18 protein-coding genes are annotated in these 19,667 nt (G+C 74.9%); 6 read left to right on the top strand and 12 right to left on the bottom strand.

From position 1 onward, the window contains the following. Positions 1–114 precede the first annotated feature (114 nt). The 3 genes from gatB to gatC are packed head-to-tail and all read right to left on the bottom strand — an operon-like array spanning position 115 to position 3,445. Positions 115–1,617, bottom strand: coding sequence for an Asp-tRNA(Asn)/Glu-tRNA(Gln) amidotransferase subunit GatB (gene gatB / locus KPL59_RS06215; RefSeq protein ID WP_226352585.1), 1,503 nt, complete (start codon positions 1,615–1,617; stop codon positions 115–117). After that, on the bottom strand, positions 1,614–3,122 hold the full coding sequence (gatA, locus tag KPL59_RS06210) for an Asp-tRNA(Asn)/Glu-tRNA(Gln) amidotransferase subunit GatA (RefSeq protein WP_226352586.1): 1,509 nt from the start codon (positions 3,120–3,122) through the stop codon (positions 1,614–1,616). Before gatA ends, gatB begins: the two co-directional genes overlap by 4 nt. Further along, positions 3,119–3,445 carry an Asp-tRNA(Asn)/Glu-tRNA(Gln) amidotransferase subunit GatC gene (gatC, locus tag KPL59_RS06205; RefSeq protein ID WP_020622204.1) on the bottom strand — a complete coding sequence of 109 codons (327 nt, stop codon included), beginning with the start codon at positions 3,443–3,445 and terminating at the stop codon, positions 3,119–3,121. The genes gatA and gatC overlap by 4 nt, the downstream gene beginning before the upstream one ends. 333 nt (positions 3,446–3,778) lie before the next feature. Here gatC and KPL59_RS06200 point away from each other — a divergent pair, with 333 nt between their 5' ends. Further along, a complete protein-coding gene (locus KPL59_RS06200) occupies positions 3,779–4,435 on the top strand; it encodes an amino acid-binding protein (RefSeq protein WP_075310640.1) in 657 nt (218 codons plus the stop codon). Positions 4,436–4,494: 59 nt separating this feature from the next. Here KPL59_RS06200 and KPL59_RS06195 read toward each other — a convergent pair whose 3' ends face one another. After that, on the bottom strand, positions 4,495–5,214 hold the full coding sequence (locus KPL59_RS06195; RefSeq protein WP_060713011.1) for a 3-keto-5-aminohexanoate cleavage protein: 720 nt from the start codon (positions 5,212–5,214) through the stop codon (positions 4,495–4,497). Positions 5,215–5,459: 245 nt separating this feature from the next. After that, the gene (gene ligA, locus KPL59_RS06190; RefSeq protein WP_255676610.1) at positions 5,460–7,919 is read right to left on the bottom strand and encodes an NAD-dependent DNA ligase LigA; all 2,460 of its coding nucleotides are present in this window, start codon (positions 7,917–7,919) and stop codon (positions 5,460–5,462) included. Positions 7,920–7,977: 58 nt separating this feature from the next. On the opposite strand from ligA, the gene KPL59_RS06185 reads away from it, so the two are divergent. The 4 genes from KPL59_RS06185 to KPL59_RS06170 are packed head-to-tail and all read left to right on the top strand — an operon-like array spanning position 7,978 to position 11,281. Beyond that, positions 7,978–8,361 carry an ankyrin repeat domain-containing protein gene (locus KPL59_RS06185; RefSeq protein ID WP_226352589.1) on the top strand — a complete coding sequence of 128 codons (384 nt, stop codon included), beginning with the start codon at positions 7,978–7,980 and terminating at the stop codon, positions 8,359–8,361. A 3-nt stretch (positions 8,362–8,364) separates the two neighbouring features. After that, a complete protein-coding gene (locus tag KPL59_RS06180; protein WP_226352590.1) occupies positions 8,365–8,763 on the top strand; it encodes a VOC family protein in 399 nt (132 codons plus the stop codon). A 9-nt stretch (positions 8,764–8,772) separates the two neighbouring features. After that, positions 8,773–10,404 (top strand): peptide chain release factor 3, encoded by a 1,632-nt coding sequence (locus KPL59_RS06175; protein WP_374111599.1) that lies wholly within the window; start codon positions 8,773–8,775, stop codon positions 10,402–10,404. 4 nt (positions 10,405–10,408) lie between these two features. Continuing rightward, a complete protein-coding gene (locus tag KPL59_RS06170) occupies positions 10,409–11,281 on the top strand; it encodes a DMT family transporter (RefSeq protein WP_226360540.1) in 873 nt (290 codons plus the stop codon). 75 nt (positions 11,282–11,356) lie between these two features. Here KPL59_RS06170 and KPL59_RS06165 read toward each other — a convergent pair whose 3' ends face one another. Beyond that, complete coding sequence (locus KPL59_RS06165; RefSeq protein ID WP_226352591.1) at positions 11,357–11,758, bottom strand: hypothetical protein; 402 nt, start codon at positions 11,756–11,758, stop codon at positions 11,357–11,359. 105 nt (positions 11,759–11,863) lie between these two features. Here KPL59_RS06165 and KPL59_RS06160 point away from each other — a divergent pair, with 105 nt between their 5' ends. Next, entirely contained in the window at positions 11,864–12,643 is a 780-nt protein-coding gene (locus KPL59_RS06160) for an isocitrate lyase/phosphoenolpyruvate mutase family protein (protein ID WP_020622510.1), read from the top strand. A 169-nt stretch (positions 12,644–12,812) separates the two neighbouring features. Here KPL59_RS06160 and KPL59_RS06155 read toward each other — a convergent pair whose 3' ends face one another. The 6 genes from KPL59_RS06155 to KPL59_RS06130 all read right to left on the bottom strand — a co-directional run bounded on the left by KPL59_RS06155 (position 12,813) and on the right by KPL59_RS06130 (position 19,485). Then, entirely contained in the window at positions 12,813–13,847 is a 1,035-nt protein-coding gene (locus KPL59_RS06155; RefSeq protein ID WP_226360539.1) for a methionine synthase, read from the bottom strand. A 438-nt stretch (positions 13,848–14,285) separates the two neighbouring features. Beyond that, on the bottom strand, positions 14,286–14,744 hold the full coding sequence (locus KPL59_RS06150) for a nitroreductase family deazaflavin-dependent oxidoreductase (RefSeq protein ID WP_226352592.1): 459 nt from the start codon (positions 14,742–14,744) through the stop codon (positions 14,286–14,288). 496 nt (positions 14,745–15,240) lie between these two features. Continuing rightward, positions 15,241–16,323, bottom strand: coding sequence for a tRNA 2-thiouridine(34) synthase MnmA (gene mnmA, locus KPL59_RS06145; RefSeq protein WP_226352593.1), 1,083 nt, complete (start codon positions 16,321–16,323; stop codon positions 15,241–15,243). A 3-nt stretch (positions 16,324–16,326) separates the two neighbouring features. After that, positions 16,327–17,535 (bottom strand): cysteine desulfurase family protein, encoded by a 1,209-nt coding sequence (locus tag KPL59_RS06140; RefSeq protein ID WP_226352594.1) that lies wholly within the window; start codon positions 17,533–17,535, stop codon positions 16,327–16,329. A gap of 67 nt (positions 17,536–17,602) precedes the next feature. Next, positions 17,603–18,712 carry a 1-acyl-sn-glycerol-3-phosphate acyltransferase gene (locus KPL59_RS06135; protein ID WP_226360210.1) on the bottom strand — a complete coding sequence of 370 codons (1,110 nt, stop codon included), beginning with the start codon at positions 18,710–18,712 and terminating at the stop codon, positions 17,603–17,605. Continuing rightward, the gene (locus KPL59_RS06130; RefSeq protein WP_226352596.1) at positions 18,709–19,485 is read right to left on the bottom strand and encodes a GNAT family N-acyltransferase; all 777 of its coding nucleotides are present in this window, start codon (positions 19,483–19,485) and stop codon (positions 18,709–18,711) included. Before KPL59_RS06130 ends, KPL59_RS06135 begins: the two co-directional genes overlap by 4 nt. Between the last annotated feature and the right edge of the window lie 182 nt (positions 19,486–19,667).

Below are 19,667 nucleotides of genomic sequence, written 5' to 3'. Positions count from 1 at the left end.
TCCGGTGAGCCTAGCCTCGCCTCACTTGGCGGTCGCGTGTCGCGGACGAGGAACGGGCCCCGGTCCGGTCGGTTGCTCCGACCGGACCGGGGCCCGTCACGCGTGCCGCTCCGGTCAGGCCCCGACCCGCTCGACGATCAGCTCGCGGACCCGCTTGGCGTCGGCCTGGCCCTTCGTCGCCTTCATGACCGCGCCGACGATGGCCCCGGCCGCCTGGACCTTGCCACCGCGGATCTTCTCCGCGACGTCGGGCTGCTCGGCCAGCGCCGCGTCGACGGCGGCGACCAGCGCGCCCTCGTCGGAGACGACCTTCAGCCCGCGGTCGGCGACGACCTCGTCCGGGCCGCCCTCGCCGTCGAGCACGCCGTCGACGACCTGGCGGGCGAGCTTGTTGGTCAGCTCCCCCGCCGCGACCAGCTCGATCACCCGGGCGACCTGCGCCGGGGTGATCGCGAGCTCGGCGAGCTCGACCGAGCGGGTGTTGGCCTGCTGGGCCAGGTAGGACACCCACCACGAGCGGGCCTCCTGCGACGGCGCACCGGCCGCGACGGTGGCCTCGACCAGCTCCAGCGCACCGCCGTTGACCAGGTCGCGCAGCTCCTCGTCGGAGATGCCCCAGTCGCTCTGGATGCGCTTGCGGCGCTCCCACGGCAGCTCGGGCAGGGTGCCGCGCAGCTCCTCGACCCACTCGGCGGACGGGGCGATCGGGACCAGGTCGGGCTCCGGGAAGTACCGGTAGTCCTCCGAGGTCTCCTTGCGTCGCCCGGCGCGGGTGTGGCCGGTCGCCTCGTCGAAGTGCCGGGTCTCCTGGACGATCTCACCGCCCGCGTCGAGCACGCCGGCCTGCCGGCTCATCTCGTGCCGGACCGCGCGCTCGACCGACCGCAGCGAGTTGACGTTCTTCGTCTCGGTGCGGGTGCCCAGCGCGCCGCCCTTCGGCGACAGCGAGAGGTTCACGTCGGCACGCATCGAGCCCTGGTCCATCCGGACGTCGGAGACACCCAGGGACCGGATCAGGTCGCGCAGCGCGGTGACGTAGGCGCGGGCCACCTCCGGGGCACGGGCCCCGGTGTCCGGGATCATCGTCGTGACGATCTCGATCAGCGGGACGCCTGCCCGGTTGTAGTCCAGCAGCGAGTGGTCGGCGCCGTGGATGCGACCGTCGGAGCCGCCGACGTGCAGCGACTTGCCGGTGTCCTCCTCCATGTGCGCGCGCTCGATGCCGATCCGGACGACCTCGCCGTCGTCGAGGGTCAGGTCCAGGAACCCGCCCGTGGCGATCGGCTCGTCGTACTGCGAGGTCTGGAAGTTCTTCGGCATGTCCGGGTAGAAGTAGTTCTTCCGGGCGAACCGGCCCCACGGCGCGATCGAGCAGTTCAGCGCCAGGCCGATCCGGATCGCCGACTCCACCGCGGCCCGGTTGACCACCGGCAGCGCGCCGGGCAGCCCCAGGCAGACCGGGCAGACCTGGGTGTTGGGCTCGGCCCCGAACTCCGTCGGGCAGCCGCAGAACATCTTGGTGTTCGTCGACAGCTCGACGTGCACCTCGATGCCCAGGACGGGGTCGTACCGGGCGACGACGTCGTCGAAGTCGACCAGCTCCACGGCCGGGGTCATGCCCTCACCTCAGCAACGTCCGGGACGCGGGCGATCAGCGGACCGCCCTCGTCGGCGTCGCGGGCGGCCTCGAACGCCGCCCCGACGCGGTACATGACGGCCTCGCCGAGCGCGGGGGCCATGATCTGCAGGCCGGTCGGGAGCCCCTCGGAGATCCCGTTGGGCACCGACATGCCGGCCACCCCGGCCAGGTTCGTCGGGATGGTGGCCAGGTCGTTCAGGTACATGGCCAGCGGGTCGTCGACCTTGTCCCCGATCGGGAACGGCACGGTCGGCGCCGTCGGCGACACGAGCACGTCGGCCTGGGCGAACGCCGCGGCGAAGTCCCGGCTGATGAGCGTGCGGACCTTCTGCGCCTGGCCGTAGTAGGCGTCGTAGTAGCCGCTGGACAGCGCGTAGGTACCGAGCATGATCCGCCGCTTGACCTCGGGCCCGAAGCCCTGCTCGCGGGTGTTGGCCATGACCTCCTCGGCGGAGCGGCCCTCGGAGGCGCGCAGGCCGTAGCGCATGGCGTCGAACCGGGCGAGGTTCGACGACACCTCGCTGGGCAGGATCAGGTAGTACGCGGCCATCCCGTACTCGAAGTGCGGGCAGGCGACCTCGACGATCTCGGCACCCAGCTTCTCCAGCCGGCGCAGCGAGGCGTCGAACGCCGAGCGGACGCCGGGCTGGTAGCCCTCGCCGCCCAGCTCGCGCACGACGCCGACCTTCAGCCCGGACAGGTCCCCGGTCGCGCCCTGGCGTGCCGCCTCGACGACGGCCGGGACCGGCCGGTCGATCGAGGTCGAGTCGAGCGGGTCGTGGCCGGCGATGACCTCGTGCAGCAGCGCCGCGTCCAGCACGGTGCGCGCGCACGGCCCACCCTGGTCCAGCGACGACGCGCAGGCGACCAGCCCGTAGCGGGACACCTGGCCGTAGGTGGGCTTGACGCCGACGGTGCCGGTGAACGCGGCGGGCTGGCGGATCGAGCCGCCGGTGTCGGTGCCGATCGCCAACGGCGCCTCGAACGCGGCCAGCGACGCCGCCGACCCGCCGCCGGAGCCGCCCGGCACCCGGGTGGTGTCCCACGGGTTGCGGGTCACGCCGTACGCCGAGTGCTCGGTGGAGGAGCCCATCGCGAACTCGTCCATGTTGGTCTTGCCGAGGATCGTGATCCCGGCGGCGCGCAGGCGCGTGGTGACCGTCGCGTCGTAGGGCGGCTGCCAGCCGTCGAGGATCCGCGAGCCGCAGGTGGTGGGCATGTCCGAGGTGGTGAACACGTCCTTGAGCGCCAGCGGCACCCCTGCCAGCGGGGACTCCGGGGCCTCGCCCGCGGCGATCCGCTCGTCGACCAGTGCGGCGGACGCCACCGCGGCCTCGGCGCCGACGTGCAGGAACGCGTGCACCTCACCGTCGACGGCGGCGATCCGGTCGAGGTGGGCCTGGGCGACCTCGACGGCGGAGACCTCGCGGGAGTGGATCTTCTCCGCGAGCTCGGCCGCGGTGAGGCGGATCAGGTCGCTCACTGCTCCTCCCCCAGGATCCGCGGGACGCGGAAGCGCCCGTCCTCGGCGGCCGGGGCGCCGGCGAGCGCCTGCTCCTGGCTCAGGCCGGGGCGGCGCTCGTCCGGGCGGAAGACGTTCTCCAGCGGGACGGCGTGCGAGGTCGGCGGGATGTCGTCGGCGGCGACCTCTCCGACCCGGGCCACCGACCCGATGATCACGTCGAGCTGCGACGCGAAGGTGTCCAGCTCGGAGTCGGTGACGGCCAGGCGGGCCAGCCGGGCGAGGTGTGCGACCTCGTCCCGGGTGATGACCCCGCCCGTCCGCTCCGCGGAATCGGCGGTCATGCCCCTCCTCTGGGATGGTGTCCGATGATGACGACGGCGGGTGGACGGTCGCGACGACGGTGCGGCGACGACGGTGCGACCGCCGGTCCGGCTGCCGACACGACCCGGCCGCTCCCGCGCGCGCCGGTCCATCGGGCGAGTCTATTCCCGCCGGTCCACCGGCCGATCGCCCCCCGGTGACCAGGTACGCACACCATGATGCGGGTGGCGGGTGACCGACGGCCCCGAGGGTGGCAGGATCATCGTTCCCGCCCGGAACCGCCCCCCGCCACTCCGGTGCGGTGCACACGCGTGCCGATGAGGCGCTCGCTGTCGAGGGAGAGGATCCACTCCGTGTCGTTCCTGCTCCGGGTCGTCCTCCCGGACAAGCCCGGCAATCTCGGGGCCGTCGCCTCCGCCCTCGGCGGGGCGGGGGCGGACATCCTCAGCGTCGACGTCGTGGAGCGCGGCGACGGGCAGGCGGTCGACGACATCGCCGTGGAGCTGCCGACCAACCGGCCGCCGGACGTGCTCATCACCGCGGCCGAGTCGGTGCCCGGGGTGTCGGTGGAGTCGGTGCGCCCGCACACCGGGCAGCTGGACACCCACCGCGAGCTGGAGCTGCTCGACGAGATCGCCGGCGACCACGCGCACGGGCTCGACCTGCTCGCCGGCGAGGTGCCGCGGCTGTTCCGCGCCGGCTGGGCGCTGGTCGCGGTCAGCGAGAACGGTCGTTCCTTCCGGATCGCGGAGAGCGCCGCGGCGCCCGAGACCCGGTCCGGGGACCTGCCCTGGCTGCCGCTGGACCGGGCGATCGCCCTCGACGACAGCCACTGGGTGCCCGAGCCGTGGCGGGCGATGGACACCGAGCTGGCCGCCGCGCCGTTCGGGACCGGGGAACCGCCGAAGACGCTGGTGGTCGGACGGCCGGGTGGGCCGGTGTTCCGGCCGTCGGAGCTGGCGCGGCTGGCGCACCTCGCGGGGATCGTCGCGACGGTGCTGAAGGCCTGACCCCCGCCGCCCGCCCCGGTCCACCCGGGTCGCCGGGGCGCGGGTGCGGCGGATCCGGGTCAGACCCGGATCGACAGGGCGGTGCGGACGAGGTCGTCGTTGCCGGTCGCGAGCCAGCCGTCGGGGCGCACCAGGACGTCCTCGAAGCCGATCCGGGTGTCGATGTTGACCCGGGTCGCGTACTCCAGCACCGGCCAGGCGCCCTCCTCCTCGCCGTGCAGCAGCACGGGAACGGGGGGCTGGCCGAGCGCGCGCAGGATCCGGATGCCCTCGGCGACGGCGGTCTCCGGGTCGATCACCGTCGACTCCGCGATCACCCGGCGGGTGCCCGGGGGCAGCCCGTTCTGGCGGAGGGTGACGGCGTCACCGCTGGTCCAGACCCCGAGCTCGACGGCGATGCCGACCGACCACGCGGCGTGGCAGACCTCGGTCCAGCCGAGCTCGTGCACGTTGACGCCGCACACGTCGGGCTTGCCGGAGCCGAGCCGGCCCCAGGACAGGACGGTCTCGACGCGGTCCTTGGGGTCGGGCTGGATCCAGCGCCCGGTCGGGACGCCGATCTCGATGCCAGGGGCCTCCTGGCGGATCAGCGACACGACGTCGCCGACCACGGCGGGCTCGATCGTCTCGGCGCCGCTGTCGTCGCGCGGGTGCACGTGCACCGAGGTGACGCCGAGCCGGGCGACGGCCCGGGCGTCACGGGCGAGGTGGCGGGCCAGGGTCGGCAACGCCGGGTGCGCGTCCGCCGGTCGTGAGCCGTTGAGCGCCGCCTGCAACACCGTGTGTTCCCCGATCCGAGTGGTCGTCCTCCCGCCGGGACGACCCCGGCGTGCGACCGAGGGTAGGCGGTGATCGTCCGCGGCCGGCGTCCGGGCGCGGTCGCGTCCGGGCGACGTCGGCGTCCGGACGCCGGGCCGCGCCGGACGCCCGACACGCCCGGTGAGTGGTCGCTCACCGTCGGCGTGCTGCAGGTCCGGCCGCCGGGCGGATTCCCCGGTCACGCGGCGGACCGGACTCCGGGCCGTCAGGCGTCGGCGGCCTGCTCCCGCGCCGCGTCGGGGCCGCGGGCGAGCAGGACCTCGAACCCGGCCTCGTCCAGCACCGGCACCCCGAGCTCGACGGCCTTGTCGTACTTCGAGCCGGGCGCCTCCCCCGCGACGACGAAGGCCGTCTTCTTCGACACCGACCCGGCAGCCCGCCCACCGCGGGCCATGATCGCCTCCTTGGCCTCGTCGCGGGACCAGTTCTCCATCGAGCCGGTGATGACGATCGAGAGGCCCTCCAGGAAGCGCGGCACCGAGTCGTCGACCTCGTCCTCCATCGCGACGCCCGCGGCCCGCCACTTCTGCACGACCTCGCGGTGCCAGTCGACGGAGAACCAGTCCCGCACGGCCGCGGCGATGGTCGGGCCGACGCCGTCGACCCCGGCGATCGGCGCGAGCGCCTCCGCGACGGCCTTCGCCCGGGCACGCGCCGCGGCCCGCTCCTGCTTCGCAGCCTCCACGGCCACGGCGTCGGCGGCCCCGTCACCGGGCGCCCCTTCACCGGGCGCCCGGTCGTCGGGCGCCCCATCGTCTGACGCCCCGTCGCCGGCAGACCCATCACCGGCAGACCCGTCGCCGGGTGCCGCCTCCGCCTCGCCTGCGGCAACCGCCGCCTCCGCCTCGGCGGCCTCGACATCGCCGGTCGCTTCGGCCGCAGCACCCTCGGGCGTCGACGCGGTGGCCTCGGCCGCGGCGTCGTCCTCCCCCGCCGTCCCGTCGGAGACGATCGCGACCCCGGCGGCCTCGGTGTCCGCCTTCGCCTGTGCCGCGGCGCGTTCGAGGGCCTCCATCGACCCGAACTCGCGGGCCAGCGCCTGCGCAGCGGTCGGCCCGACGTGCCGGATCGACAGTCCCACCAGCACCCGCCACAGCGGCCGGTCCTTCGCCGCCTCCAGGTTCCTCAGCAGCTTGCGGCCGTTGACCGTCAGCTCGCCCTTCTGGTTGCGGAACAGCTCGGTCCTCAGCAGGTCGGCCTCGGTGAGGGAGAAGACGTCGCCCTCGTCGGTCAGCACACCCGAGGTCAGCAGCGCCACCGCGGCCTCGTAGCCGAGCCCCTCGATGTCGAACGCGCCCCGGCCCGCGACGTGGAACAACCGCTCCCGCAGCTGCGCCGGGCAGGAACGGGCGTTCGGGCAGCGCCGGTCGACGTCGCCCGACTTCTGCTGCACGAGCGCGGTGCCGCACTCGGGGCAGTGCGTCGGCATGACGAACTCGCGCTCGGAGCCGTCGCGCACGTCGGTGACCGGCCCCAGCACCTCGGGGATGACGTCGCCCGCCTTGCGGATGACCACCCGGTCACCGATCAGCACGCCCTTGCGACGCACCTCGTCGGCGTTGTGCAGGGTCGCCATCTCGACCGTGGACCCGGCGACCTTCACCGGCTCCATCACCGCGAACGGGGTGACCCGGCCGGTCCGCCCGACGTTGACCCGGATGTCGAGCAGCCGGGTGGTGGCCTGCTCCGGCGGGTACTTGTAGGCGATCGCCCAGCGCGGGAACCGGGAGGTCGCGCCGAGCCTGCGCTGCAGCGCCACCTCGTCGACCTTCACGACGACGCCGTCGATCTCGTGCTCGACGTCGTGCCGGTGCTCACCCCAGTACTCGACGTACTCGATCACCTTCTCGATCCCCTGGAGCACCCTGGTGCGCGGGGAGACCGGCAGACCCCAGGCGACCAGTGCGTCGTAGGCGTGGGACTGGGTGTCGGGGGTGAACCCCTCCCGCTTGCCCAGGCCGTGGCAGATCAGCCGCAGGTTGCGCGAGCCGGTGACCCGTGGGTCCTTCTGGCGCAGGGAGCCGGCCGCGGTGTTGCGCGGGTTCGCGAACGGCTCCTTGCCCGCCTCGACCAGCGAGGCGTTGAGCCGCTCGAAGTCCTCCAGCCGGAAGTAGACCTCGCCACGGACCTCGACGAGCGCCGGCACCGGGAACTCGTCGGTGCCGGTGAGCCGCTCGGGCACCTCGGCGAGGGTGCGCATGTTGAGCGTGATGTCCTCGCCGGTGCGCCCGTCGCCGCGGGTCAGGGCCCGGGTGAGCCGCCCGCCCTCGTAGAGCAGGTTGACCGCGAGCCCGTCGATCTTGAGCTCGCACAGGTAGTGCAGGTCCCCGCCGACCTCCTTCGTCACCCGCTCGTGCCAGGTGCGCAGGTCCTCGGGCGAGAAGGCGTTGTCCAGCGACAACATCCGCTCGAGATGGTCGTAGGAGGTGAAGTCGGTGGAGAACGTGCCGCCGACGCGCTGGCTCGGCGAGTCCGGCGTGACCAGCTCGGGGTGGGCCTCCTCCAGCGCGAGCAGCTCGTGCCACAGCTCGTCGAACTGGCCGTCGGAGACGACCGGGGCGTCCAGCACGTAGTACCGGAACTGGTGGTCGGCCACCTCGGCCGCCAGCTGCGCGTGGCGCTCGCGGGCCTGCTGGGCGTCGGACTGGGAACTCACGAGGCGCAGGTTAGCCGCGCCCCCCGACAGTCATGCGCAACCGAGCAGGGGAATCTACGGTCGGGGGATGGACCAGGCTGCCGTGGAGCTCGCGCACCGGATGTTCGACCTTGCCCGCGAGGGTGCGGCGGACCGGCTGGGCGCCTACCTCGACGCGGGCGTCCCGGTCGGCCTGACCGACCCCAAGGGCGACACCCTGCTGATCCTCGCCGCCTACTACGGCCACGACGGCGTCGTCGCCGACCTGCTGGCCCGCGGCGCGGAGCCGGACCACACCAACGACCGCGGCCAGACCGCGCTCGCCGCCGCGCTGTTCGCCCGGTCGGCGCCGTCGGTCACCGCGTTGCTGGCCGCGGGCGCCGACCCGCACCACGGCAGCCCGTCGGCGTGGGCGACCGTCGAGCACTTCGACCTGCCCGACATGCGGGCGCTGCTGGAAGCGGGGGCCTGAGCCGTGCTGAGGCTCGGGTTCCCGGTGGTCGGCGTCGTCGACCTCGACCGGGCCGCCGCGTTCTGGACCGCAGCACTGCACCTGCACGTCTCCGACGAGTGGTCGAGCCCGTCCTGGCGCACCCTGACCGGCTCCGACGGCGAGCGGGTGCTCGGCCTGATGCGCAGCGCGTCCCCGCCCGAGCCCAGACCCCGGCTCCACCTGGATCTCCTGGTCGACACCACCGACGAGCAGGACGCCGAGGTGGCGCGGCTGACATCGCTGGGCGCGACCCGGCCGGTCTGGGACGACTACCCCGCCGAGCCCGACTTCGTCGTCCTCGCCGACCCCGACGGCAACGTCTTCTGCGTGGTCGACCTGAGCCGGGCGCCGTCGTCGGGGGGTGTCGGTGGCGACGCCTAGAATGCAGGTGTGAGCACCATCGAGAACGTCACCCGGCAGACCGGCACCGCCACCGACGCGCGCGTCGTCGGCGAGACCGCCCGCCGCCGGACGTTCGCGGTGATCTCCCACCCCGACGCGGGCAAGTCGACCCTGACCGAGGCGCTGGCGCTGCACGCGGAGGTCATCGACTCCGCCGGTGCGGTGCACGGCAAGTCCGGCCGCAAGGGCGTCACGTCGGACTGGATGGAGATGGAGCGTGCCCGCGGCATCTCGGTGTCCTCGGCGGTGCTGCAGTTCTCCTACCGGGACTGCGTGATCAACCTGCTCGACACCCCCGGCCACGGCGACTTCTCCGAGGACACCTACCGGGTGCTCGCCGCCGTCGACGCCGCGGTGATGCTGCTCGACGCGGCGAAGGGTCTCGAGCCGCAGACCCTCAAGCTCTTCGACGTCTGCCGCTCGCGCGGCGTCCCGATCGTCACCTTCGTCAACAAGTGGGACCGGCCGGGCCGCGAGGCCCTGGAGCTGCTCGACGAGGTCGAGCAGACCATCGGCCTGCGCCCGATGCCGCTGACCTGGCCGCTGGGCATCGCCGGGCAGTTCAAGGGGCTCATCGAACGCAGCACCGGCGAGTACACCGCGTTCACCCGCGCCGCCGGCGGCGCGACCAAGGCCACCGCACAGGTCGTCGACGCCGAGACGATCGCCGCGCAGGAGCCCGAGTACTGGCAGAACGCGCAGGACGAGCTGGGCCTGCTCGACGAGATCGGCGCCGGTTTCGACGAGGAGGGCTTCCGCTCCGGCACGGCCACCCCGGTCCTGTTCGGCTCGGCGCTGTCCAACATCGGCGTCGCCCGGCTGCTCGACTCGCTGGTCGACCTCGCCCCGCCGCCCGCCCCGCGGCCCGACGTGAAGGGCGAGGAGCGCCCGCTGGAGGCGCCCACCTCCGGGCTGATCTTCAAGGTCCAGGCCGGCATGGACAAGGCGCACCGTGACCGCATGGCGTTCCTGCGGATCTGCTCGGGCCGCTTCGAGCGCGGCATGGTGCTCACCCATGCCGCGACGGGCAAGCCGTTCGCGACCAAGTACGCGCAGTCGGTGTTCGGCGCCGAGCGCACGACCGTCGAGGAGGCGTTCCCCGGCGACATCGTCGGCCTGGTCAACGCCACCGCCCTGCGCCCCGGGGACACCCTCTACGCGGCCGACCCGGTCGAGTTCCCCTCGATCCCGGCGTTCGCCCCCGAGCACTTCGCGGTGATCCGCGCGAAGGACGCGGGCAAGTACAAGCAGTTCCGCAAGGGAATCGAGCAGCTCGGCAACGAGGCGGTCATCCAGATCCTGCGCTCGGACCTGCGCGGCGACCAGGCGCCGGTGCTGGCCGCGGTGGGGCCGCTGCAGTTCGACGTGGTCACCACACGGCTGGAGACCGAGTTCAACGCGCCGGTCACCCTCGACCGGCTGCCGTACCAGATCGCGCGCCTGGTCGACGCCGAGGCGGTCGAGAAGCTGGCCGGGCAGTCCGAGTGCGAGGTCCTGCGCCGCGACTCCGACGGCGAGCACCTCGCGTTGTTCACCAACAAGTGGCGGATGGACATCATCCAGCGCAAGTTCCCGGACATGCGGTTCGAGGCCATGCCCGCCGGGTCCTCGATCCCCTGATCCGCTGAACACCGTCGCCGCGGTCGGCGCCGCGCTGCTCTCGGCGCTGCTCTTCGCGCTCGCCGCCGTCGCGCAGCAGACCTCGGCGGCGGCGGACCCGCACGACCGGGGGCTGCGGATGCTGGCGCGGCTGGTCCGCGATCCGCGCTGGCTGGCCGGGTCGCTGGGTGACACGGCGGCGTTCGCGATGCAGGCCGTCGCGCTCGGGTTCGGGTCGCTGCTGCTGGTGCAGCCGATCATCGTCACCCAGCTGGTGTTCGCGCTGCCGCTGGCCGCGTGGTGGGCCGGGCGGCGGCCGTCCCGCCGGGAGCTGGCCTGGGCCGCGGTGCTGGTGGTGGCGCTGGTGCTGTTCGTGACCGTCGGGGAGCTGACCGCGGGTGTCGACCGGGCCGGGCTCACCGCGTGGGCGCCGACGGGGTCGGTGCTGCTGGTGCTGTTCGCCGCCTGTCTCGTGGCGGCCCGGTCGACGACGGGGACGGCGCGGGCACTGCTGCTGGCCGCGGCCACCGGCATCGCCTACGGCGTCGTCGCCGCGCTCACCCTGGGCGTGGTCGACACGCTGTCCGACGGGATCACCACGGTGCTGACCTCGTGGGAGACCTGGGCGCTGGTCGTCGCCGTGGTCGGCGGGACCCTGCTGCAGCAGGCCGCGTTCCAGGCCGGGGCGCTGGGGGCATCGCTGCCCGCGGTGGTCGTCGGGGAGCCGGTGGTGGCGGCGGTCGTCGGCGTGACCGTGCTCGACGAGCGGCTGTCCACCGGCGGGGCCGGGTGGGCGCTCGTCGCGGTGCTGGTGGCCGTGCTCGTGGTGGCGACGATCGCGCTGGCCCGGGCGAGCGCCGGAGCCGGGACCGAGAGCTCCGGCGGGCGGGCGCCGTAGCAGCCGTCATCGACAGGGTCCTCCGATGACAGGGCCCTCGGACGACAGAGCGAACGCGTCGACCGGACCGCCGGTTCAGGGGGTGTGGCAGACCCCGGGCCCGCAGGCCGGCGCGGTGCCGGCCCCCTGCACGGGCGGCGGTCCCGGCCCGGTGACGGCGAGCATCACGAACGCGGCCAGCCAGATCAGCCCGCCGGCCAGCCCGGCCACCGACAGTCCCGCGGCCGAGATCGCCGTCCGGGACCGGCCCGGGCAGGCACGGACCGCGCCCAGCGTGCCCAGCACCAGACCGCCGATGGCCAGGACCACCCCGGCGGAGGCGAACGCGAGACCGGCGACGGTCAGCGGCGACACCGCGGACAGCGCGATCGCGACGGCGACGAACACCGAGCCCAGCGCTCCCAGCACCAGCGCGGACGACCCGAGACCACCCGGCGGGGTGGTCGGGTGTCGGACGTCGGACCGGTCTCGGAGCACGGCACAAGGATCGGGGGTCGGACGGCCCTGCCGCTGTCGGGGGCACCGCAGATCCTCAGTTCTGGGTACGCGGCGGGGGCCCCGGAACCGGCCTACGGTGATCACATGACCTCCATCGCCGAGAAGGCCACGAAGCTGCAGGAGCTGCACGCCGCACCGGAGCTGCTGCTCGTCGTCAACGTCTGGGACGCGATCACCGCGAAGGTCGTCGCCGAGACCCCGGGCACGACGGCCCTGGCCACCGCGAGCCACGGGATCGCCGCGTCCCGCGGCTACCCCGACGGCGAGCACATCCCGCGCGACCTCATGATCGCCGAGGTCGGGCTGATCGCGGAGGTTGCCGGGGACCTGCCGGTGACCGCCGATCTGGAGGCCGGCTACGGCGACCCCGGTGGCACCGTCGCGCGCGCGATCGACGTCGGCATCGTCGGCTGCAACCTGGAGGACCAGGTCAAGCCGCTCACCGAGGCGGTGAAGGCCGTGGAGGCCGCCGTCGCCGCGGCCGAGAAGGCCGGGATCGACTTCGTGCTGAACGCGCGCACCGACGCCTTCCTCAAGGCCGGTGACAAGGACCCCGAGGCCGTGCTGGCCGACGCGATCGAGCGCGGGAAGGCGTACCTGGACGCGGGCGCGTCGAACTTCTTCGTGCCCGGCAAGCTCGACGAGACCCAGGTCGGACGCCTGGTCGAGGCGCTCGGCGAGCGCAAGGTCAACCTGATCGGCATCCCGGGGTCGATCCCGCTGGGGACCGCCCGGCAGCTGGGCGTCGCCCGCGTGTCCTACGGCCCGTGGAGCCAGAACGTCGCGCTGACCGCGCTGCAGGACCTCGCCACCGACGTCTACGCCGGCGGCGGGCTCCCCGAGGGCACCCGCAAGCTGAACTGAGGGGCTCGGGGAGAAGCACTCCGCCGCCGGCCCGGCGCACGGTGATCCACCCCGCGCGGTGATCCGCCCGGGGCACGGTGATCCGCTCCGCGCGCGGTGATCCGCTCGGCGCGTGCGTCCGGACGCACGCGCGGAACACGGAGGCGCGCGCGACGCCGATCATGCGAGGTCAGCGCCCGTCGGCGGGCGCGACCTCGTCCGGATCGGCGAAGGCCTTTCCCAGCTCGCGGGACAGGGCGAGCGCACGCTGCGCCCAGGCCGGGGAGGCCCCGGCGAGCCCGCAGGCGGGCGTCGGGACGGCAAGGCGGGCCAGCCGCGGCCGGTCGAAGCCCAGCCGGTCGGCGAGGTCGTAGCCGGCGCGGGCCAGGTCGCCGATCGCCGGTTCGCGGGACGGCGCGGTGCCGGGCAGCAGCCCGAGGAACAACGGGACGCCGCTGTCCCAGGTCTCGCCGATCGCGTCGAGGGCGCGCGGTTCGGCGGTGCTCCCGGCGAACGCCGGTCGGGTCGCGTCGATGCCGACCGCGGCCGCACCGGTCCCGGCGAGCAGCCGGATCGGCGGGCGGTCCGCACAGCAGTGCACGACGACCGGTGCGTCGACGCCGTCGACCAGGTCGCGGAGCAGGTCCTGGGCGTCCGGCGCGGCGATCGCGCGGACGGTGCCGTAGCCGGACGCGGTCGGCAACGACCCGGCGAGCACCGCGGGCAAACCGGGCTCGTCGAGCTGGACGACGACCGTCGCCCCGGTCCGTTGCGCGACCTCGGCGACGTGCCTGCGCAGCCCCTCGGTCAGGCTGGCGGCGAACTCGCGGACGGCCCCGCGGTCGGTGAGCACCCGGTGCCCGGACGCGAGCTCGACCGAGGCGGCGAGCGTCCACGGGCCGGTGACCTGGATCTTCACCCAGGACGGGCGGATGTGATCGCAGGCGTCGTCGAAGGCGTCCAGATCGCCGGACATCAGGTCACGGGACCGGCGCAGGTCGCGCCCGGGGTGCGCGGTGACCCGCCAGCCGGTCGGCACGACCTCGACGGCGAGGTCCACCAGCAGCCCGGCCGTGCGCCCGATCATGTCCGCGCCGACACCGCGGGCGGGCAGCTCGGGCAGTGCCGGGAACTCGGGGGTCTCGCCGGCGACCAGCGCGCACGCCTCGCGGATGTCGGTGCCGGGCAGTGATCCGACGCCGGTGCCGACGCCGGCGGGCCACAGGGCGCGGGGCGCGGCGGGCTCGGCGGGGGTGTCGTCGACGACCTCGATCCGGGGCTGCGGCGCGACGGTCTCGCCGGGACGGACGTCGCCGAGTCCGGCGGCGGCGAGCGCGGCGGCCAGCGGGTCGGTGGGGTCCGGGATGGTCACCCCCACAGTGTCCTCCGCGGTCCGGGCCCGACGCGTGCGGCCCCGGCCCGTCGGCGGCGGGCATGATCGCCAATGTGGCGCGCGGAGGCGAGTGAGCCGCACCAGACGCTCCACCGTCGGCGATCACCGCAGAGCGATCACCCCCGAGCGGTCACCACGGAGCGATCACCCCGGAGCGGTCACCGCAGGCCGAATGCTGCAGGGCGATCACCGCAGGCCGAACGCTGCAGGGCGAACGCTGCAGGCCGAACGCTGCAGGGCGAACGCTGCAGGGGGCGATCGCTGGAGTTCTCAGTGCAGGGCGAACACCGGGTGGTGGGGTGCGGCGGCAGCAAGCTCGGCGTCGGACGAGGAGGCGTCGACGCCGTCGAAGAACGCCCCGACCTCCCAGGCCCAGCGGCGCAGGTACTCCCGCAGCACCGGGACGGCGACGGCCGGGTCGGTCAACTCCGTCGCGGCCACCCGCTCGGTGCGACGGCCGACGGTCAGCTCGGCCTCCCCCGCGACGCGCAGGTTGCGCACCCACTGGGTCTCGCCGCGGGCGGCGACGAGGTACCGGACGCCGTCGTGGCGCAGCGGGTTGACCGGCGTGGTGCGGACCTCGCCGGAGCGACGGCCGCGGACACCGAGCACCGCGGAGCCGGCGAGCGGGAGGCCGAGCCGGGTCAGGCCGGCGACCAACGGGTTCATCACGCGTCGGGTGAACCGGCCGGGGGCGAGGTAGTGGGATCGAGATCGCTGATTCGTCATGAGAGCAGTGTTCACTCAGCGCCATGCAAAAGCAAGAGCAGTGCTCTCGCCGGGGGGGGTGCGCCGAGATGCAGATCAGCGGGCTCCAGCGGCGCGCGGGGCCCGCTGAGGTGCATCTCGGCGGACGGCGGTCCGCCACGACAGCGCCGCGCGCCGGCGGTGGCGGCGCACTCCCGGCGGCCGAGTCCGGGCGGGCCCCGGCCGGACGTGGTCGGCCCGGGAGTACATGCCGGACGCTTCCGGTCGGGCGGTCCCGGTCGGGCGGTCCCGGTCAGGCGGACCAGGTCAGGCAGTCCCGGTCAGGCGGCCCCGATCAGGCAGCGCCGGTCGGGCAGCGCCGGTCGGGCAGCGCCGGTCGGGCAGCGCCGGTCGGGCAGCGCCGGTCAGACAGCCCCGGCCAGGCGGTCCCGATCGGGCAGTACGTGTCAGGCTTCCGGTCGGGCGGACCCGGCCGGGCTGACCGACCCGGCCAGACAGCCCGGCCACACAGCCCCGGTCAGACAGTCCCGGTGATCGTCGCCGACCCCAGGACGATGTCGCCGTCGTCGTCGGGGCGGTAGAAGGCGACGGCCTGCCCCGGGGCGACTCCGCGCAGCGGCTCGGCCAGGTCCACCTGCACGGCGGCGCCGAGCGGGGTGACGGTCGCGGGTGCGGTGCCGCCGTGCGCGCGGACCTGCACGACGCAGCCGAACGGCGCGTCCGGCGCCACGCCCGAGGTCCACACCGGGGTGCGCGCGGTGATCGCGGTGACGTCGAGCGCCGCCTCCGGGCCGACCCGCACGGTGCCACTGACCGGCTCGATGCCGAGCACGTAGCGGGGACGGCCGTCGGGGGCCGGGCGGTCGATCCCGAGACCCTTCCGCTGCCCGACGGTGAAGCCGTGCACGCCGTCGTGGGTGCCGAGGGTCTCGCCGGTGGCGGCGTCGACCAGGTCACCGGGGGTGCTGCCCAGGCGGTCGGCCAGGAAGCCCTGGGTGTCACCGGTGGGGATGAAGCAGATGTCGTGGCTGTCGGGCTTGCCGGCGACGCGCAGCCCGAGCCGGGCGGCCTCGGCCCGGATCTGCGGCTTGGGGGTGTCGCCGACCGGGAACATCGCGTGCCGCAGCTGGTCGGCGCGCAGCACGGCCAGCACGTAGGACTGGTCCTTGCCGCCGTCGGCCGAGCGGCGCAGCACCGGTCCGGCCGGGTCGAGCCGGGCGTAGTGACCGGTGCAGACGGCGTCGAAGCCGAGCGCGAGCGCCCGGTCCAGGACCGCCGCGAACTTGATCTTCTCGTTGCACCGCAGGCAGGGGTTCGGCGTCTGGCCGGCGGCGTAGGCGGCGACGAAGTCGTCCACCACGTCGCGGGTGAACTCCTCGGACAGGTCCCAGACGTAGTACGGGATGTCGAGGACGTCCGCGGCGCGGGCGGCGTCGCCCGCGTCCTCCTTGGAACAGCAGCCGCGCGACCCCGACCGCATCGCGTCGCGGGTGCGCGACAGCGCGAGGTGCACACCGACGACGTCGTGCCCGGCAGCGACCGCCCGCGCGGCGGCGACCGCGGAGTCGACGCCACCGCTCATCGCAGCGAGGACCCGCACGGCTCAGCCCGTGACCGACGCGGGGGTGCGACGGCTCGCGTTGCGGGCCCGCTCCACGACCGACCCGATGGCCCCGGCGACCGCGGCCACGTCGGCGGAGGTGCTGGTGTGCCCCAGCGAGAAGCGCAGCGACCCGCGGGCGGTGCACTCGTCGGCGCCCATCGCCAGCAGCACGTGGCTGGGCTGGGCGACGCCCGCGGTGCAGGCCGAACCGGTGGAGCAGTCGATGCCGTGGGCGTCGAGCAGCATGAGCAGGCTGTCGCCCTCGCAGCCGGGGAACGACAGGTGCGCGTTGCCGGGCAGCCTGCCGGGACCACCGTCGACCCGGGAGTCGGTCGTGTCACCGTTCAGCGCCGCGTCGGGCACCTCGGTGCGCACGACGCGGATCAGCTCGTCGCGCAGCCCGGCCAGGTGCAGCCGGCGGCGCGGCGCGGCGGCCACCGACTCGACGACGGCCGCCGCCAGTCCGGCCAGTGACGGGACGTCCAGGGTGCCGGAGCGGACGTCGCGCTCCTGGCCGCCGCCGTGCAGCAGCGGGGTGCAGGCGACCTCGCGGCCGAGCAACAGCGCGCCCGCGCCGTAGGGGCCGCCGAGCTTGTGCCCGGTGAGGGTGAGCGCGTCGGCACCGCTCGCGGCGAAGTCGACGTCGAGGATGCCGACGGCCTGCACGGCGTCGGTGTGGAAGGGCACCCCGAACTCGTGGGCGACGGCGGCGAGCTCGCGCACCGGGTTGACGGTGCCGACCTCGTTGTTGGCCCACATGACCGAGACCAGGGCGTTCCCGTCCGGGTCCTCGGCGAGCGCGGCACGCAGCGTCTCCGGGTGGACCCGGCCGGTCGCGTCGACCTCGAGCAGCCGCAGCCGGGCACCCTCGTGGGTGGCCAGCCACTCCGCCGCGTCGACGACCGCGTGGTGCTCGACGGCCGAGACCAGCACCCGCGAGCGGCGGGGGTCGGCGGCCCGGCGGGCCCAGAACAGGCCCTTGACCGCGAGGTTGTCGCTCTCGGTGCCGCCGGTGGTGAACACGACCTCGGACGGGCGCGCGCCGACCGCCTCGGCGATCCGCTCACGCCCCTCCTCGACCGCGCGCCGGGCGCGGCGCCCCGACGAGTGCAGCGACGACGCGTTGCCGGTGCGGCCGAGCGCGTCGCTCAGAGCGGCGACGGCGGCGGGCAGCATCGGTGTGGTCGCCGCGTGGTCCAGGTACGTCATCGGCCTCCAGGGTAGACCCCGCCGTGACAACGGTGCGTGCCGAACCCGTCGTGGACGACCGTCCGTCTCACACGACCGTGGCGGTCGCGGCGGGGCGCGGGTGACGGACCCGGTCGCGGGCCCGTGCGGCCAGCGCGCGCCGGTCGGTGCGCGGGCCCGGCTCGACGAGCTCGCCGACGGTGACCTCGCAGACCAGTCCGGGCAGCCGGAGCACCCGGCCGACGGTGTCGCCGAGGGTCTGCTCGCCGACGAACGCGGCGGCCGTCGTCGGCCGCCCGTCCGGGGTGGTGATCGCGACGGTGACCGGCCGGACCGGAGCACCCGAGTCGATCGCGGCCTGGAACGGCGCGCGCCGGTAGTCCCCGGAGATCGCGCCGCACCACGTCGTCGCCTCGGGGAAGACCCCGACCAGCGTGCCGCCCCGCAGCGCGTCGGCGCAGGTCGCGACGGTGCCGGGCAGCCGGGACAGGCCCTCGCGGTGCACGAACAGGGTGCCGGTGCGGGCGGCGAGCGCACCGATCAGCGGCCAGTCCCTGACCTCCCGCTTGGCGAGCATGGTGACCGGGCCGATCGCGCCGAGCGCCGGGATGTCGATCCACGACGTGTGGTCGGCCACGACCAGCGCGCCCCGCCCGTCCGCGGGCGCCAGCGGTCCGCCGCGCACGACGAGCCGGACCCCGGCGGCGCGGAGCACCGCACGGTGCAGCGCCCGCAGGACCGGCTCCAGCACGCGGGCGCCGCACAGCGCGGCGACCGGGACGAGCATCGCGGCCACCGCCAGCACCGCGAGCAGCGCCACGGCACGGCGGCCCAGGCGCAGCGTGCCGGTCGTCGTGCGCGGGGGCAGGCACTCCTGCGGGGTGCACGGTGACCAGGCCGCCCACGGCCCGCCGGGACGCCGCGACGCGGGCGGTGCCGGCGGGTGCGTGGGGTGGTCGACGACCGGGCGCACCGGGGTCCGCAGGGCGGCACGGGCCGGGTGGTGCGCAGCACCGCGTCGGTCCCCCGTCGCCGGGTCTGCCGGGGTGGGCGAGAGCGCCGGGTCCGCCGGGGTGGGCGGGAGCACCGCGGCCCCGGCCGAGGGGACGGCCGCGGAGGCACGACCACGGGGCCGGAGGCGGCGGAGCGGGCGGAGGGGCGCGCCGGCGTCGCCCTCCGGTCCGGCGGCGAGGGTCATGCGCCCGTCACCCCGGCGGCGTCCTCGCCCAGGAAGAAGCGCAGGTAGCGCTGGTCGATGTGGTCCATCCCCAGCAGCACCGGGAAGTCCGCGACCCCGAAGTCCGGGTCGTGCGCGGGCGGCCCGCACACCCAGGTGCCCAGCCGCAGGTAGCCGCGCAGCAGCGGCGGGACCGCGACACCCCGGCCGCGCGGGACGTCGGTCGGGTCCCAGGGGCGGAGCGGGACGGTGCGGTACTCCTCGGGGGCGAGGTGCTTGGCACGGACCCGGTCCCAGACGCCCGCGGCCTGGGCGCCGCCGTCGGCCAGGGAGACGCTGGCGCAGCCGATCAGCCAGCGGTGCCCGGTGAGCAGCATGTAGCGGGCGAGCCCGGCCCACGCCAGCCCGACGACGGCGCCGCCGCGGTGGTCGGGGTGCACGCAGGAGCGCCCGGTCTCGACGATGCCGGACCGCAGCGGGTCGAGAGCGGTGAGGTCGAACTCGCCGTCGGCGTAGAGGCCGCCCGCGGCGCGCGCCCGCTGCGGCGGGAGCATCCGGTAGGTGCCGACGATCTCGCCGGTGGCGTCCTCGCGGACCACGAGGTGGTCGCAGTGGGCGTCGAAGCGGTCGACGTCGCGGCCGGGGACGGCGCTGTCGAGCCGGGCGCCGAGCTCGTCCGCGAACACCCGGTGCCGCAGCGCCTGCGCCGCGGCGACGTCGCCGTCGTCGGTCGTGAGGAGCAGGGAGTACCGCCGGGCCGCGGTCTCCGGGGTCGAGACGATCACCTGGGTCACACCGGGTTGGTACCGGGCGGGTGCGACACCCGGACGGTTCCGCGACGACACGTCGGTGGCATCGGAGTGAACGGTCCCGGACAGGTGTCGTCGCAGGCAGGAGCAGGTGAACGGGCCCCGCACACACGACGACGCCCGGGTGCGCGCGGCACCCGGGCGTCGAGCGTGTGGCGACCGGAGAG

This window comes from Pseudonocardia sp. ICBG1142, assembly GCF_020496255.1.
Lineage (GTDB): Bacteria > Actinomycetota > Actinomycetes > Mycobacteriales > Pseudonocardiaceae > Pseudonocardia.
This window is presented reverse-complemented; position numbering and strand designations above follow the sequence as displayed.